Genomic DNA, 15,463 nt, shown 5'->3' on the forward strand with positions numbered 1-15,463 from the left:
CGTTGTCCACGGGGAGCCCGGCGGGTTTGGGGGGCTGGGCGACTCGGCCGCGGGTGTCCTCGGGGTCTAACTTCAGCTGCGCCCTCAGGGTTCTCCTCGCTTTCTGGGTCGCGCGGGGCCGTCGGGCCGCGCGCTCCGACGATCCACCACCACGAGCCACAGGAGTGTCCAAAAGCGAACACAAAGGGACGGTATTCGTGACGTCACTCCCCGTGGGCGATGGCCTCCAGCCCGGCCATGTCCAGAATGGCGACGAACCGGCGCCCGGTCCGCACCAGTCCGCGCTCGCGGAACCTGGTGAACTCCAGCGCCACGGCGGTCCTGGACAGGCCGACGAGCTCGCCGAGCTCCTTCTGGGCGAGGCCGAGCCGCAGGACCATCCCGCGCCGGGGGCCCCGGGGGTCGCTGGTGACCTCGGCCGTCTCCTCCCCTCCGAGCTCGGCCAGGCGCAGCAGGGCCATCGCCAGCAGCCGCCCGGCGGGCAGCGACGTCTGCTCGGCGCGCCGCTCGTCGCTCTCCTTCTGCCGGGCGACCAGGTGGCGGGTGAGGAACGGGTAGAGCTCCATCCCGCTGATCAGGGAGACGAACCGCTCCGCGGGAAGGACGCTCGTCCGACACCCGCGCAGCGCGGTCACCGTGGTCGTCCGCGGCTGGCCGGTGACCACCGACATCTCCCCCAGCGCCTCTCCCCGCCCGCGCAGGGCCAGCAGGGCCAGCGCCCCGTCGGGGCGGAGCAGGGACACCTTCACCTGCCCCGACAGCAGCAGGTGGACCGTCCTCCCCGGCTCCCCCTGCCGCAGCAGGAACGCGCCCTCCTCGTGGGCGTACCGGTTCCCGGCCCGGACCAACCGGTCCCACTGGTCGTCCGCCAGGAACCCGCCGAAACCGTTTCGCTCCACGAGGGACCTTTCTCGCCGTGCCGTCCGAGACGACGATCCCCTCTCCCCGCGCCGCCCGGTCGAAAACCGGTGACATGGCCGGATCCGGCCTTTCTGTCGTTGCCTGCTGCTAAATGATCAGAGCAGGAAGTGAAGGGGAAGCATGGAAGTGCGTGCTCCCCGCGAATGCGCGACAACGGGCGAAGGAGGCTCATGCCGCAGCTGGCCATCGACTCCACGTGCCTTCCGCAGTACGACAAGCTGGACCGGCCCACGCGGGAGCGGTTCGCCGCGGTCACCCGCAAGTTCCGGGAGCTGTCGATGCGGGCGCTGCTGGCCCACCCCGACCTGCGCATCCAGGCGCTCCCCGCAGGGCAGGACCCGCGGATCCGCACGTTCCGGATCAGCGACTCCTGGACGGGGGTGATGCTCGCCCCCGAGTCCGGCGAGACGTTCCTGCTGGTCCACCTGCTGCCCCGGGAGACCGCCGAGGGGTGGGCCGCCGACCAGCGGCACGACGTCAACACGGTGATGGGCACCCTGGAGCGGCGCGACGCCAGCGCCCTGGAGGAGCGCGCCGTCAAACCCCCGCCGCCCCGCGCGCCGGACCGGCCCGCCGAGCGCTCCCTGTTCGAAGGCGTCGGCGACGAGGCGCTGCGCCAGCTCGGCGTGGACGCCGAGATCATCCGGTTCAGCCGCACCCTCACCACCCGCGCCGAACTCGCCGACTGGGGGCCCGCCGTCCCCCAGGACCAGTTCGAGGTGCTGCTCCAACTGGCCGAGGGAATGCCTGTGGACCAGGTGATGCGCGAGGTCGTGCTGCCGCGCCGGGCGGTGTCGGGCGGCCCCGTCGCCGCCGACGACTACGACGCCGCCATCCGCAACACCCGGCACCGGGTCATGCTGGTCGACGATGACGACGACATCGAGGAGGTGCTGAGCCGGGAGTTCGACGCCTGGCGGGTGTTCCTGCACCCCACCCAGCGGACACTGGCGTACCGGCCGGTGTTCAACGGCCCCGCGATGGTGTCCGGCGGCCCGGGGACCGGTAAGACGGTGGTGGCGCTGCACCGGGTCAAATACCTCGCCGAGCACCTGCCGCTCGGCGGCCGGGTGCTGCTGACCAGCTTCACCAACGCCCTGGTGGAGTCGGTCAAACGGGACCTCGCGCTGCTCGTCGACGAGGGTTTGCGCGCCGACGTGGACGTGATCACCGCCGACAAGCTCGCCCTGGACGTGGTCCGCGCCGAGCGGCCCGACGTCGGCCTGCGCCGCGACTCCGACACGCGCGGCCTGTTCGCCAACGTCGTGGGAAAGCAGGGCCTGCCGTGGTCGGCCGACTTCGTGTTCCAGGAGTACCGGCACGTGGTGATGGCGCAGGGCATCACCACCGTCGAGGGCTACCTGGACCCCGACGCCCGGCGCGGGAGGTCGGCCCCGCTGACCGTGGACCAGCGGCGCGACATCTGGAACGCCATCGCGATGGCGCGCGCCTGGATGCGCCGCACCCGGCAGCTGCCGACGGTGGAACTGCACGCCGAGGCCGCCCGCATCCTCGGCGAGCGCGCCGACAAGCCGTACACCAACGTCGTCGTCGACGAGGGCCAGGACCTGCACCCGGCGCAGTGGCGGACGCTGCGCGCCGCGGTGCCGCCCGGCCCCAACGACATGTTCATCGCGGGCGACAACCGCCAGCGCATCTACGACAACACGGTCTCCTTCAAGCAGCTGGGCATCCGGATCATCGGGCGCTCCTACCCCCTGCGGGTGAACTACCGGACCACCACCGAGATCCTGACCTGGGCCGACCGGATCATGCGCGGCGCGAGCGTGCACGAACTGGGGACGGCCGTGCCCGAGGCGCCCGGGTCCACGCGCTCGATCCTGCGCGGGAACCCGCCCGTGCTGCACGGTGCCGCCGACACCGCGGCCGAACTCGACGCCCTGAGCGGGCAGGTCCGCGCCTGGCTCGCCGAGGGCATCGCACCGGGCGACATCTGCGTGGCGACCCGGACCCGCCGGATCCTCAACGAGGTCGTCAGCTCACTGCGCCGCCACGGTCTGCCGGCGTCCCGCTTCAACCCCCAGCAGCACACCGTCGACGAGGCCTCCGACACGGTCCGTGTCACCACCATGCACGGCGTCAAGGGCCTGGAGTTCCGCGCCGTCGCGGTCTTCGGCGCTACCGCCGACGCCCTGCCCCTGATGGAGCGCGTCACCAGCCCCGAACTGGACGAGAACCAGCACCGGTCGGACCTGGCCGCGCAGCGCAGCCTCCTGTACGTGGCCTGCACCCGGGCCCGCGAGGCCCTCTACGTCAGCTGGCACGGCGCCCCGAGCCCGTTCCTGCCGGTGTGAAGGTCCGGCACCCGGGCGTTCGGCCCTCCCGATGTCCGCGTGGCCCGGGCGACCCGGCCGCTCAGGACGTGAGGCCGTACCAGCGGGTGGCCGTGCCCGCGAGGACCTCGGCGCGCTCGGCCCCGGACAGGGCCGCGAGAAGCTCGTCGGCCGCCGCCACGACCTCGCCGTACGAGGCGGCCAGGGTGCACACGGGCCAGTCCGAGCCGAACATCAGCCGGTCGGGGCCGAACAGCTCCAGGGCGCGGTACGCGTAGGGGGCCAGGTCCGCCGGGGTCCAGGCGCGCGGGTCGGCCTCGGTGACCAGTCCCGACAGCTTGGCCGCGACGTTGGGGGCGGCGGCCAGCCCGGCGAGGCCGCGCGCCCACGCACCGCTCCCGGGGTCGGCCCGGCCCGCGATGTCGGGTTTGGCGAGGTGGTCCAGGACGAAGGCCACCCCGGGCAGCTCCCGCACGACGCGCACCGCCGCGGGCAGCTGCGCGGGACGCACCAGCAGGTCGTAGACCAGCCCCGCCCTCCCCACGGCGGCCAGGCCGTGCCGCACGTCCGGACGCAGCAGCCACTCGGGGTCGGCCTCGTCCTGGACCAGGTGGCGCACTCCGAGCAGCCGTTCGCCCCCGGGGCCCTCCCGCAGCCCGGCGAGCGCGTCGGCGACGTCGGGGGCGGTCAAGTCCACCCAGCCGACGACCCCCCGGACCAGGCCGCTTCCGGCGGCGACCGCCAGGAGCTCCCCGGTCTCGGCTTCGTCGGCCAGGGACTGCACGACGACGGACGCGCCGATCCCGTGCGGTCCGGCCAGCGCGGCCAGCGCCGCCTCGTCGAACCGCCCGCGCAGGGGGTCGGCCCACGGCCCGTCCATCCACGCGTGCTCCCGGCGGCCGGTGTCCCACAGGTGGTGGTGGGCGTCGACGCGGATCGTCATCGCGGTGTCCTCTCCTCCGTTCCAGCGGGCCCGCTGCGGGCCGGGGACCCCTTCACGGCCGCCCCGGCCCGCGGCGTCAGTCTTGAGCCCGGCCACTGGTGACGCGGGCGATCATCAGTGCGACCAGGATGATGGCTCCCTGCACCGCCTGGATCCAGAAGGACGAGACCTGGGCGATGGTGAGCATGTTGTTGACGATGCCCAGCAGCAGCACACCGGTCAGGGCGCCGAACATCGACCCCTTGCCGCCGTCCATGCTGATGCCGCCGATGACGGCCGCCGCGAACACGGTGAAGATCATGTTCTGGCCCTGGTTGGCGCTGATCGCGCCCACGTAGCCGGTCAGGATGAGGCCGCCGACCGCCGCGAGCACTCCGCCGACGACGTAGACGCCGATCATCACGCGCTCCACGCGGATGCCCGCCGCACGGGCCGCCTCGATGTTGCCGCCGATGGCGTAGAGCGCCCGGCCCAGGCGGTGGTAGCGCAGCATGAACCCGGCGATGGCGAACGCGACCACCGCGAGCCACACCGACAGGGGGACGCCGACGAACGTGGTGGTGGCCAGCGCGAAGAACGCGTCGGGCATGTCGAACAGCGTCTGGCCCTCGGTGACGCCCACGTGCAGGCCGCGCAGCACGATGAGCATCGCCAGGGTCACGATGAACGCGTTCAGCCTGAACTTGACGATCAGGATCGCGTTGAACAGGCCCACGACGGCGCCGACCGCGATCACCGCGACCAGTGCCACCCCGGCGGGCAGCTCGGTGCCGAACCCGACGGCGGCGGTGGCGGGCACGACCAGGAGCGCGCCGATCGCCGGGGCGAGGCCCGCGCTGGACTCGATCGACAGGTCGAACTTGCCGGTGATGAGGATCAGCGCCTCCGCCAGCACCAGCATCGCCAGGGCCGCGGACGCCCCCAGGATGCTGACCAGGTTCGCCTGCGACAGGAAGCTGGGGCTGACGAAGGAGCCGACGACCAGCAGCACCAGGATGGCGGGGACCAGAGCGAGCTCCCGCAACCGCCCCCAGACGATGCGTCGACGCCCGGCACCGGCCGGGGCTGGCGCCTTGGTCGTCACGTCGGTAATCACGCGGTAATCCCTTCGATCGAGGCGACCAGGTCCTGGTCGCGCCAGCCCGCAGCGTGCTCGGCGACGGTGTCGCCGTGGAACAGGACGACGACCCGGTCGCATCTGCGCAGGTCGTCGAGTTCGTCGGAGATGACGATGACCGCCGCGCCGGTCTCGCGGACCCGGTCGATGACGCCCAGGAGCGACTCCTTGGACTTGACGTCCACCCCGGCGGTGGGGTTGATCAGCACCAGCAGGCGCGGGTCGGTGGCCAGGGCGCGCGCCATGACGACCTTCTGCTGGTTGCCGCCGGACAGCGCGTCCACCGGCTGGGACGGCCCCTCGGCGCGGATGTCGAGGTCGGCGATGGCCCGCTCGCCGTGTCCGGCCAGGGCGCGCGGCGCGATGACCCCGGCGGGGCCGAGCCGGCCGGCGATCGTCATGGAGCCGTTCTCGGCGATGGACAACCCCGGAACCAGGCCCTGGTGGTGGCGGTCGCGGGGGACGCAGCCGACCCCGGCGGCCAGCGCGGCGGGGACGTCCCCGGTCCGGTAGGAGCGGCCGTCCAGGAGCAGTGTCCCGCCCTTGGCGGCGCGCAGGCCGACCAGGGACTCGGCGAGCTCGACCTTGCCGCTTCCGCTGCTGCCGGCCAGGCCCACGACCTCGCCCGCGCGCACGGTCAGGTCGACGGGGTTGAAGCCGTCGCCGGTGAAGGCGGAGAGCTCCAGGACGGCGGGCGCGTCGTCGGCCACGCGCGGCGCGGTGACGCCCGCGCCCAGGTCCGCGGCCTCGCCGGTCATGGCCTTGACCAGCTCCGCCTTGCCGAGGTCGGCCACCGGGGCGGTCAGGATCCACCGCGCGTCGCGCAGGACCGTGACCTCCTGGCACACCTCGTAGACCTCCTGGAGGTGGTGGGAGATGAACAGGAAGGTCACCCCCGACTCCTGGAGGGCGCGCATCCGCTCGAACAGCCGGTCGATCTCGGCGCTGTCGAGCTGGGCCGTGGGCTCGTCCAGGATGATGAACCGGGCGCCGAAGGACAGCGCGCGGGCGATCTCGACCATCTGGCGGTCCTCGACGGTGAGGTCGCGGACCTGCCGGTCGATGTCGACGTGCACGTCCCACTGCTCCATGAGCTCGCGGGACTCCGCGCGCAGCCGCCGCCAGTCGATGGCGCCGAACCGGGTGAGCGGCTGGCGGTTGACGAAGAGGTTCTCCGCCACCGTCAGCTCGGGGATGACGGTGGACTTCTGGTAGACGCAGGCGACCCTGGAGCGCCAGGCGTCGCGGTCCGCGACGGACGGGGCCGCCTCGCCGCCGAACCGGACCTCCCCGGTGTCGGGGGACGCCAGACCGGTCAGCAGCGAGACCAGGGTGGACTTGCCCGCGCCGTTGCGTCCCACCAGCGCGTGCGACTGACCGGGCAGGACGCGCAGGTCGACGTCGCGCAGGGCGACGGTCGAACCGAACCGCCTGCCCAGGCCGAGGGTCTCGACGAGCGGGATCACCGCTGAGGGGTCCTCGGCGGTCTTGTCATGGGCCATGACCGACTCTTTCGTGTTTCACCGTTGGCGTGTCGGGGCGCTCCGGTGCGTCGGAGCGCCCCCGGGGCGATCAGTCGAGGGTGTTGCCCCACAGCTCGGGGTCGTCGACGTTGTCCGCGGTGACCAGCGGGGTGGGCAGCTGGTCCTCCAGCATCCCGTTCTCCAGCTCCACGATCTCGCTGCCGTGGTCGGTGGGGCCGGGTTCGAAGGTCTCGCCCGCCATCGCGGCCTTGACGTAGTGCATGGCCCATCCGGCGTAGCCGTCGGCCGGCTGGGAGAGGGTCGCGTCGATCTCCCCGGCGCGGATGGCGTCGAACTCCTGCGGGATGCCGTCGTTGGAGACGATGACGATGTGGTCGTCCTCGCCGCGCTCGTGCAGCATGTCCTTGCTCTTGAGGGTCTGCAGGGTGGGCGCGAGGTAGACGCCGCCGGCCTGCATGTAGATGCCCTTGACGTCGGGGTTGGCGTTGAGCAGGCCGTCCAGCTGGGCGGCCGCGGTCTCGCCGTCCCAGTTGGCGGCGATGTCGAGCACCTCGATGTCGGGGTACTCGGTGTCCATGCACTCCTGGAAGGCCTCGGAGCGCTCCCGGCCGTTCACCGAGGCGAGGTCGCCCTGGATCTGCACGACCTTGCCCAAACCGATCTCGTCGCCGATGTACGCGCAGGCCTCGGCGCCGTAGGCCCGGTTGTTCGCCCGCACGATCATGTAGACCTCGCCCTGCTCGGGCGCCACGTCCACGGCCACGACCGGAACGCCCTTGCGCTCGGCCTGGTCGAGGCCCGCGACGATGGCCGCGCTGTCCAGCGGCGCGACGACCATGCCGCCGACCCCCTGGTTGAGGAGGTTGTTCATGTCGGTGATCTGCTGCGCGGGGTCACCGTTCGAGTTGACCGTGGGCAGCGCGTCGACGCCCTGCTCCTCGGCTTTCTCCGGCACGTAGGAGTTGTAGGACTGCCAGAAGGGCGAGGTGAGCATGGGCAGGACGACCCCCACCTGACCGCCCTCGTTCGGACCGGCCGCGGTGTCGGTGGTGCTGCCGCAACCGGTGGCCGCGAGCAGCGCGGCGGCCACCGAGGCGCCGAAGGCGAGTTTCACGCGCATGGTCTGCAATCTCCTTTGGGAGGGGGATGGGGTGCGGCCCGGGGAACAGGGGCGGTGTCGCCCGGCACGGGTTCTCTGCCGTCTCGGGGCGTGCCGGTGGAGGGCCGGGTGCGGTCCGACCGTTCCCGGTACCGGCACGCCCCGCGCACGACTCGCCGGTCACTGTGTGTCGTGGCGACGCTTCGGAACTATTGTCGGACCAGAACTCCGGACCTCTAGTGAAATATCCGGCAAAGTGTCGGGTTTCCACCGTTTTACAGCAAGGTAACAGCTAATTGGTATGATCACTTGTACTTCTGTGGGTGAGAGTGTGTCAAGAGCCACCCGAAATATTCGCCCTTCCTCTTCCACCGCCTCCCCGTCCGCGGGCGGCCGACCCGCCTCCCGCCCGACCGGAGTACAACGGAAGTCCCCAGCAGGCCACCCGCCCACCAAAGGACGAACCCCATGACCAGTACCGCGGGCCGCGCCCCGGATGCGGAGACCGCCAAGATCTCGGTCGCCCAGCGCGCCATCGAGCAGATCAAGACGATGATCGCCGAGGGGGAGCTGCGCGCCGGGCAGCGCCTGCCCACCGAACGGGACTTCGCCGCCCAGCTGGGCATATCGCGCAGCTCGATCCGCGAGGCGATCCGCGCGCTGACGATCCTGGGCGTGCTGGAGATCCGGCACGGGGCAGGCGTCTACGTCACGAGCCTGCGCCCCGACGACCTGCTGGAGACGTTCGGCGTGGTCGCCGAGATCTCCCGGGGCCAGACCCTGGTGGAACTGCTCCAGGTCCGCCGCGCCCTGGAGTCCGCCGCCACGGCCGCGGCCGCCGCCCGCATCACCGACGCGGAGCTGGCCGAGGTGCGCCGCCACCTCGAACGCATCGGGGAGGGCGGAAGCGTCGAGGAGATGGTGGCCGCCGACCGGGACTTCCACCAGGCCATCGTGCGCGCCGCGGGCAACGAGACCATGGCCGCCATCGTGGACGGCCTGTCGTCGATGACCTTCCGGGCCCGGGTCTGGCGCGGGCACCACAGCTCCGGGGCGGTGTCCCGGCTCCACCAGGAGCACGAGCGGATCTACCAGGCACTGGCCGCGCGCGACCCCGAGGCCGCGCGGAGCACCGCCGCCACGCACGTGCTGGAGGTGGAGACCTGGCTGCGCGCCAACCTCGGCGACGACTGACCCCTTGACACTTCCGGACCCCTCAGAGTAGAAGTGGTCCGACCAATTATCTTGAACTTCTCCAAAAACCGCCCAATCAAGGCGTTCTGTCGCAACGTGACCCTTTGGCATGACAGCAATGTCCTACCAATCGCCGGGTTCGTTGCGGCACCACTGAAACGACGAAGGGTAGTGCTATGCGGCTTCTCCGCGTCGGCCCCCACGGTGCCGAGCGTCCCGCCGTCCTGGACCCCGACGGATCGCTGTTCGACCTCACCGGGATCACCACCGACATCGACGGCGCCTTCCTCTCCGGCGACGGCCTGGAGCGGACCCGCGACGCACTGGCCGCGGGGACGCTCCCCCGCCTGGCCGACGAGCCCCGCCGCGTCGGCGCGCCGGTCGCCCGCCCCGGCAAGATCGTGTGCGTCGGCCTCAACTACGCCGACCACGCCGCCGAGAGCGGCGCGGAACCGCCCGCGGAACCCGTGATCTTCTTCAAGGCCTCCAACACCCTGGTCGGCCCCGACGACGAGGTGCTGATCCCGCGCGGCAGCACCAAGACCGACTACGAGGTCGAACTGGCCGTCGTCATCGGCCGCACCGCCCGCTACCTCGACTCCCCCGACGAGGCCGCCGGCGTGATCGCCGGGTACTCCACCTGCAACGACGTCTCCGAACGCGAGTTCCAGCTGGAGCGCGGCGGCCAGTGGGTCAAGGGCAAGTCGTGCGAGACCTTCAACCCGATGGGCCCCTGGCTGGTCACCCCCGACGAGGTCGGCGACCCCCAGGACCTCGCCCTGCGCACCTGGGTCAACGGCGAACTCGTCCAGGACGGCCACAGCGGGAACATGATCTTCGGCGTGCACCACATCGTGTGGTACCTGAGCCGGTTCATGGTCCTCGACCCCGGCGACGTCATCAACACCGGCACCCCCGCCGGAGTGGCCCTGGGCCGCCCCGGACAGCCCTACCTGCGGCCCGGCGACGTCATGGAGGTCGAGGTCGGCGGCCTCGGCCGCCAGCGCCAGACCCTCGGGGCGGCGTGATGGCGACCATCACCGCTGTCGAGACGCGGGACCTGCGCTTCCCCACCTCGCGCGAGCTCGACGGCTCCGACGCGATGAACCCCGACCCCGACTACTCCGCCGCCTACGTCGTCCTGCGCACCGACGAGGGGCCGGAAGGACACGGCTTCACCTTCACCATCGGCCGCGGCAACGACGTGTGCGTCGCCGCGATCGAGGCCTACGCCCCGATGATCGTGGGCCGGTCCGTCGAGGAGGTCGTGTCCGACCTGGGCGGCTTCGCCCGCCGGCTCGGCGGCGACTCCCAGCTCCGCTGGCTCGGCCCCGAGAAGGGCGTGATGAACCTGGCGCTGGGCGCCCTGGTCAACGCGGCCTTCGACCTCGCCGGCAAGCGCGCGGGCAAGCCCGTGTGGCAGCTGCTCTCGGAGATGACGCCCGAGCAGATCACCGACCTGGTCGACTGGCGCTACCTCAGCGACGCCCTCACCCGCGAGGAGGCCCTGGAGATCCTTCGGGCCGCCGAGAGCGGGCGGGCCGAGCGCACCGCCCGCCTCCTGGAGCACGGCTACCCGGCCTACACCACCACCCCCGGCTGGCTCGGCTACTCCGACGAGCGACTGGTGCGCCTGGCCGAGGAGGCCGTCGCCGACGGGTTCACGCAGATCAAGCTGAAGGTCGGCGCCGATGTCGAGGAGGACGTGCGCCGCATGGCGCTGGCCCGCGAGGCCGTCGGCCCCGACATCCGCATCGCGGTCGACGCCAACCAGCGCTGGGACACCGCCGAGGCCATCGCGTGGATGAACCGGCTCGCCGAGTTCGACCCGTACTGGATCGAGGAGCCCACCTCCCCCGACGACGTCCTGGCGCACGCCGCGATCCGCGAGGCGGTCCGCCCGGTCAGGGTCGCCACCGGCGAGCACGCCCAGAACCGGATCATCTTCAAGCAGCTGCTCCAGGCGGGCGCCATCGACGTGCTCCAGATCGACGCCTGCCGGGTCGCCGGGGTCACCGAGAACGTGGCGATCCTGCTGCTCGCCGCCAAGTTCGGCGTCCCGGTCTGCCCGCACGCGGGCGGCGTGGGACTGTGCGAGGTCGTGCAGCACCTGTCGATGTTCGACTACGTCGCGGTCAGCGGCACCCTCGACGACCGCGTGATCGAGTACGTCGACCACCTCCACGAGCACTTCGTCGAGCCGGTCCGCATCACCGACGGCCGCTACCGGGCCCCGCTCGAGCCCGGCATCACCGCCGAGGTCCGCCCCGACACGCTGCTCCGGTTCAGCTACCCCGACGGCCCCGTGTGGGCCGGACCCACCCCCGAGGAGACCCAGTGAGCACCACCGAGCAGGAGTTCACCGGCGTGCGGGCCCTGGTCACCGGCGGCGCCTCCGGCATCGGGCTGGCCACCGCGCGGCTGCTCGCCGACCGCGGCGCGACCGTCGTCTGCCTGGACCGCGACCTGACGGGCGCCGACGGCGCGGCCGCGCGCGGGGTGGCGGGCGACGACCGGCTGTGGGGCGTGCACGGCGACGTCGCCGACGACGCCTCCGTGCGGGCCGCGGTCGAGGCGGCCGCCCGCGTCGGCGGCGGCCTGGACGTGCTCGTCAACAACGCAGGCATCGGGGCCCAGGGCACCGTCGCCGACAACGACGACGCCGAATGGGCGCGCGTGCTCGACGTCAACGTCGTCGGCATCGCGCGGGTGACCCGGGCCGCGCTGGGCCACCTGCGCGCCTCCGGGCGCGCGGCGATCGTCAACACCTCCTCCATCGCCGCGACCGCCGGGCTGCCGCAACGGGTGCTGTACTCGGCCACCAAGGGCGCGGTGCAGGCGATGACCCTGGCCATGGCCGCCGACCACGTCCGCGAGGGCATCCGGGTCAACTGCGTGAACCCCGGGACCGTGGACACCCCCTGGGTCGGGCGGCTGCTGGACGCCGCCGCCGACCCCGCCGCCGAGCGCGCCGCGCTGGAGGCCCGCCAGCCCACCGGACGCCTGGTGAGCACCGATGAGGTCGCCCGCGCGATCGCCCATCTCGCCTCCCCGCACGCGGGCGCGACCACCGGCACCGCACTGGCCGTGGACGGCGGCATGCAGGGACTGCGCCTCAGGCCCGCGCCGTGACCCCGGTCCGGCCCACCGCGCTCCCCGAACGGCGCCTGGGGTCCAGCGGTGTCACCGTGAGCGCGCTGTCCCTGGGCGCCGCGGCGCTCGGAAACCTGTACTCCCCGGTCTCCGACGCGGACGCCGACGCCACCGTGCGCACCGCCTGGGAACTGGGGATGCGGTACGTCGACACCGCGCCCCACTACGGGCTCGGCCGGTCGGAGGAGCGGGTCGGCCGGGCCCTGCGGGGCCTCCCCCGCTCGTCGTTCACCCTCTCCACCAAGGCCGGCCGGCGCCTGCGCCCGCTCGGCCCCGGCGAGCGCGCCGACCCGCAGGGGTTCGCCGACCCGCCGCCGCGGCAGCGGTTCTGGGACTTCGGCGCGGACGGTGTGCGGGCGTCCGTCGAGGAGAGCCTGGAGCGCCTGGGCCTGGACCGGATCGACGTGGTCTACCTGCACGACCCCGACGGGCACGAGGAGCAGGCGTACGCCACGGCCTTCCCCGCGCTCGCCGAGCTCCGCTCCCAGGGCGTGGTCGGCGCGATCGGGGCCGGCATGAACCAGACCCCGATGCTCGCCCGGTTCGTCCGCGACCTCGACCTCGACGTGGTGCTGTGCGCGGGCCGGTACACCCTGCTGGACCAGTCGGCGCTGACCGAGCTTTTCCCGGCCTGCGAGCGGCGCGGCACCTCCGTGGTCATCGGCGGCGTCTACAACTCGGGCCTGCTCGCGGACCCGTCCCCCGCCAGCACGTTCGACTACGGGCCCGCGCCCGAACCGCTGGTGCGCCGCGCCCGCGAGATGGCGCGGGTCTGCGCCCGGCACGGCGTGCCCCTGCGCGCCGCCGCGCTGCGCTTCGCCGCCGCGCACCCGGTGGTGGCCAGCGTCCTGGTGGGCTGCCGCACGGCCGAGGAGGCGCGCGACAACCGGCGCCTGTGGGACCAGGAGATCCCGGACGGGCTGTGGGACGAACTGGGGGTCCCCGCCCCTCCGGAGGCGTCCGCGCGGACGGGGGGCGGGGAGCGGTGACGGAGGCGCGACGCTACGGGCACGTGGTGCGGCTGCGGCCGGAGCACCGGGAGGAGTACCTGCGGCTGCACCGCGAGGTCTGGCCGGAGGTGCGGGAGATGATCAGGTCCTGCAACATCCGCGACTACACCATCTACCTGCACGGTGACCTGCTGTTCAGCCACTACGTCCATGTCGGCGAGGACCACGCGGCCGACATGGACAGGATGGCCGCCGATCCCCGGACCCGCGACTGGTGGCGCCTGACCGACCCCTGCCAGGAGCGCCTTCCGGGCACCCCCGAGGGCGAGCAGTGGCTTCGCCTGCCCGAGGTGTGGCATCTGTCCTGATGGGACACGCAACGGCCGATTTCACAATGGAGATCATTTCAAGCCCCGCCTTCCGGGGAGAGCACGCCCGGAGCCGGGCGGATCGGGCGGTAAAGTTCGTCGTGGCCGTCGGTGGACCGTCCCGCGGCCGCACCGTCGGTTCCCGAGGGGGCGTCGCCCCCTCCCCGTTCTCCCTACTCTCAGGTTGGTCGACTCTCATGCGCTTGGTGTTCACGAACGCCGATCAAGACACGTTCGACGAGTACCGGGCGCTGTTCATCCCCCGTGTGCTCCACTACGGGCGCACGCGGGGACTCGGTGTGTCCCGGCGCGCGCTCGAACTGATCCTGGACTACAAGTACGGCGCGCCCGACGAGGGCGGCGACGGCCTGCTGGCCCGCTGGCACGGCGCCGACGTGGTGTCGCTGATGCTGGACTGGCTCCCGCGCGAGGGCGGCCAGACCCCGCCCGGGGTCGCGGACGTGCGCGCCACCCTGGACGCCTGGCTCGGGTTCCTGAACGAGGAGGACCTGCTGGACGAGCGCTCCGAGCCCCGCTCGGAGCTGCTGGGCGTGGTGGACCGGCTCGCCGAGGCCTACCGGCACGCGGTGGCGAATCCCGCCGAGCACCGGATCGCCGCGTACATGCACCGCCTGATGGACGACCTGGGCTACGACGTCGACGACGCCGACGACGTCGCCGAGTTCGAGAGTGAGGTCGAGTCCGGCGGGATCGCCGTCGACGAGGACCTCGTGGCGGCCATCGCCTCCGGCGAGGAGGAGGGGCCCAAGTCCCTCTTCGCGGGCCCCGGGCGGGCGGGCTACACCTGGCGCGCCCCCCGCCTGCTGGCCGACGACGAACTGGACGCCGCGATCGAGGCCGCGCCGACCATCGTCCGGCTGCGGGCGCAGGCCCCCGACGAGCTGGCCGAGGACTCGGCCGAGGCCTGGGACACCGCCTTCGAGGCCGTGGGCGACGCGCTCGCCGAGCGGCTGGAGCTCGACGAGGACGCGTTCACCGACTTCTTCGGGCTCGCCCCCGACGAGTTCACCGCGTCGGTGCTGACCTCGCTGTTCATCGAGCGGCTGGCGCTGCCCGTGTCGCTCGTCGTGGAGATGGTGGCCGAGTTGGGCGACCGGCTCGACGTCGACTCCCCGCTGACCGGTGTGGAGGAGGCCCGGTTCACCACGGCCGTGGGCCTGGTCCTGGACGAGTTGGAGAAGCTGGGCGCCGTCGAGCGCGAGGCCCCCGAGGAGGAGGCCGGACCGGTCGCCGAGCCGGAGTACCGGCTCACCCCGCTCGGCGAATGGGCGGGGTACGAGGAACTGGTCATCGAGGACTACACGATCCGCGACTTCGACGAGCTGATGGACGAGACCGCCGAGGTGCTGGTGGAGCGCGCCGCCGCCGGCGAGGCGTTCAGCGAGACGGACCTGGACGCGTGGATCTCGGCGCGCGACGCCGAGACGGCCCTGCGCGAACTGGTGGAGGTGGCGCGCCGCACCGACGACTCCACCCACCGCGCGGCCGTGCGCGCCGTCACCTCCGAGCACTCCGCGGCCGCCCGCGCCGTGTACGAGGACCTCCGCGACGACCCGGACTTCGGCCCCCAGGCCCGGGTCTGGCTCTTCGACGCGGGCTTCGCCAAGGAGAGCGACCTCGAGGCCGACGACCTGTCCTGGGTGATGCTCGACGGCATCGCGGCCCTGGCCCGCATGGACCTGCTCGACGACGACCAGTTCGACGAGCTGCCCGCCGCGGGCCCCGACGGCACCTCCCTGTTCGACCTGGCCCTCGTGCTGCGCCACCCGGAGACGGCGTTCCTGCTGAGCTGGTTCGGCGAGAACCACCCCGACCCCAAGGCCCGCAAGGAGGCCCGCACGGCCCTCTACCGCTTCAAGAGCGGATCGGACTCCAGGGACTGAGCGTCGGGCCCGCCCGCGCCTCCTCCGCCCCTGTCC

At 72.6% G+C, this 15,463-nt stretch carries 13 protein-coding genes; 8 read left to right on the top strand and 5 right to left on the bottom strand.

What is annotated here, in order from left to right:
- Positions 1 to 203: 203 nt before the first annotated feature.
- Positions 204 to 899, bottom strand: coding sequence for a Crp/Fnr family transcriptional regulator (locus tag EV190_RS19775; RefSeq protein ID WP_133743092.1), 696 nt, complete (start codon positions 897 to 899; stop codon positions 204 to 206).
- A gap of 192 nt (positions 900 to 1,091) precedes the next feature.
- Here EV190_RS19775 and EV190_RS19780 point away from each other — a divergent pair, with 192 nt between their 5' ends.
- Complete coding sequence (locus EV190_RS19780) at positions 1,092 to 3,236, top strand: 3'-5' exonuclease (RefSeq protein ID WP_133743093.1); 2,145 nt, start codon at positions 1,092 to 1,094, stop codon at positions 3,234 to 3,236.
- 61 nt (positions 3,237 to 3,297) lie between these two features.
- Here the strand turns inward: EV190_RS19780 and EV190_RS19785 are convergent, their stop codons facing one another.
- From EV190_RS19785 to EV190_RS19800, 4 genes are all read right to left on the bottom strand, one after another.
- Complete coding sequence (locus EV190_RS19785) at positions 3,298 to 4,158, bottom strand: amidohydrolase family protein (RefSeq protein WP_133743094.1); 861 nt, start codon at positions 4,156 to 4,158, stop codon at positions 3,298 to 3,300.
- Positions 4,159 to 4,234: 76 nt separating this feature from the next.
- Positions 4,235 to 5,254, bottom strand: a complete 1,020-nt coding sequence (locus EV190_RS19790; protein WP_243742689.1) for an ABC transporter permease — start codon at positions 5,252 to 5,254, stop codon at positions 4,235 to 4,237.
- Positions 5,251 to 6,777, bottom strand: a complete 1,527-nt coding sequence (locus EV190_RS19795) for a sugar ABC transporter ATP-binding protein (protein WP_133743096.1) — start codon at positions 6,775 to 6,777, stop codon at positions 5,251 to 5,253. Before EV190_RS19795 ends, EV190_RS19790 begins: the two co-directional genes overlap by 4 nt.
- Before the next feature lie 70 nt (positions 6,778 to 6,847).
- The gene (locus EV190_RS19800) at positions 6,848 to 7,879 is read right to left on the bottom strand and encodes a sugar ABC transporter substrate-binding protein (protein WP_133743097.1); all 1,032 of its coding nucleotides are present in this window, start codon (positions 7,877 to 7,879) and stop codon (positions 6,848 to 6,850) included.
- 447 nt (positions 7,880 to 8,326) lie between these two features.
- Between EV190_RS19800 and EV190_RS19805 the strand changes: the two genes are divergently transcribed.
- From EV190_RS19805 to EV190_RS24370, 7 genes are all read left to right on the top strand, one after another.
- Positions 8,327 to 9,052 (top strand): FadR/GntR family transcriptional regulator, encoded by a 726-nt coding sequence (locus tag EV190_RS19805; RefSeq protein WP_133743098.1) that lies wholly within the window; start codon positions 8,327 to 8,329, stop codon positions 9,050 to 9,052.
- A gap of 176 nt (positions 9,053 to 9,228) precedes the next feature.
- Complete coding sequence (locus EV190_RS19810) at positions 9,229 to 10,080, top strand: fumarylacetoacetate hydrolase family protein (RefSeq protein WP_133743099.1); 852 nt, start codon at positions 9,229 to 9,231, stop codon at positions 10,078 to 10,080.
- Positions 10,080 to 11,393 carry an L-fuconate dehydratase gene (locus tag EV190_RS19815; RefSeq protein ID WP_133743100.1) on the top strand — a complete coding sequence of 438 codons (1,314 nt, stop codon included), beginning with the start codon at positions 10,080 to 10,082 and terminating at the stop codon, positions 11,391 to 11,393. The genes EV190_RS19810 and EV190_RS19815 overlap by 1 nt, the downstream gene beginning before the upstream one ends.
- Entirely contained in the window at positions 11,390 to 12,184 is a 795-nt protein-coding gene (locus tag EV190_RS19820; protein WP_133743101.1) for an SDR family NAD(P)-dependent oxidoreductase, read from the top strand. Before EV190_RS19815 ends, EV190_RS19820 begins: the two co-directional genes overlap by 4 nt.
- Positions 12,181 to 13,194: an aldo/keto reductase gene (locus EV190_RS19825; RefSeq protein WP_133743102.1), complete on the top strand. Its 1,014-nt coding sequence runs from the start codon at positions 12,181 to 12,183 to the stop codon at positions 13,192 to 13,194. Before EV190_RS19820 ends, EV190_RS19825 begins: the two co-directional genes overlap by 4 nt.
- A complete protein-coding gene (locus EV190_RS23795; RefSeq protein ID WP_133743103.1) occupies positions 13,191 to 13,523 on the top strand; it encodes an L-rhamnose mutarotase in 333 nt (110 codons plus the stop codon). The genes EV190_RS19825 and EV190_RS23795 overlap by 4 nt, the downstream gene beginning before the upstream one ends.
- A 206-nt stretch (positions 13,524 to 13,729) precedes the next feature.
- A complete protein-coding gene (locus EV190_RS24370; protein WP_133743104.1) occupies positions 13,730 to 15,427 on the top strand; it encodes a hypothetical protein in 1,698 nt (565 codons plus the stop codon).
- Positions 15,428 to 15,463: the final 36 nt, after the last annotated feature.

Origin of the sequence: Actinorugispora endophytica, assembly GCF_004363075.1 — a bacterium.
Taxonomy (GTDB): domain Bacteria; phylum Actinomycetota; class Actinomycetes; order Streptosporangiales; family Streptosporangiaceae; genus Actinorugispora; species Actinorugispora endophytica.

Bases quoted from the DNA above. Each gene is read 5' to 3' on its own strand.
- EV190_RS19780 (WP_133743093.1), top strand. From the start codon at position 1,092: ATGCCGCAGCTGGCCATCGACTCCACGTGCCTTCCGCAGTACGACAAG.
- EV190_RS19785 (WP_133743094.1), bottom strand. From the start codon at position 4,158: ATGACGATCCGCGTCGACGCCCACCACCACCTGTGGGACACCGGCCGC.
- EV190_RS19795 (WP_133743096.1), bottom strand. From the start codon at position 6,777: ATGGCCCATGACAAGACCGCCGAGGACCCCTCAGCGGTGATCCCGCTC.
- EV190_RS19800 (WP_133743097.1), bottom strand. From the start codon at position 7,879: ATGCGCGTGAAACTCGCCTTCGGCGCCTCGGTGGCCGCCGCGCTGCTC.
- EV190_RS19805 (WP_133743098.1), top strand. From the start codon at position 8,327: ATGACCAGTACCGCGGGCCGCGCCCCGGATGCGGAGACCGCCAAGATC.
- EV190_RS19810 (WP_133743099.1), top strand. From the start codon at position 9,229: ATGCGGCTTCTCCGCGTCGGCCCCCACGGTGCCGAGCGTCCCGCCGTC.
- EV190_RS19815 (WP_133743100.1), top strand. From the start codon at position 10,080: ATGGCGACCATCACCGCTGTCGAGACGCGGGACCTGCGCTTCCCCACC.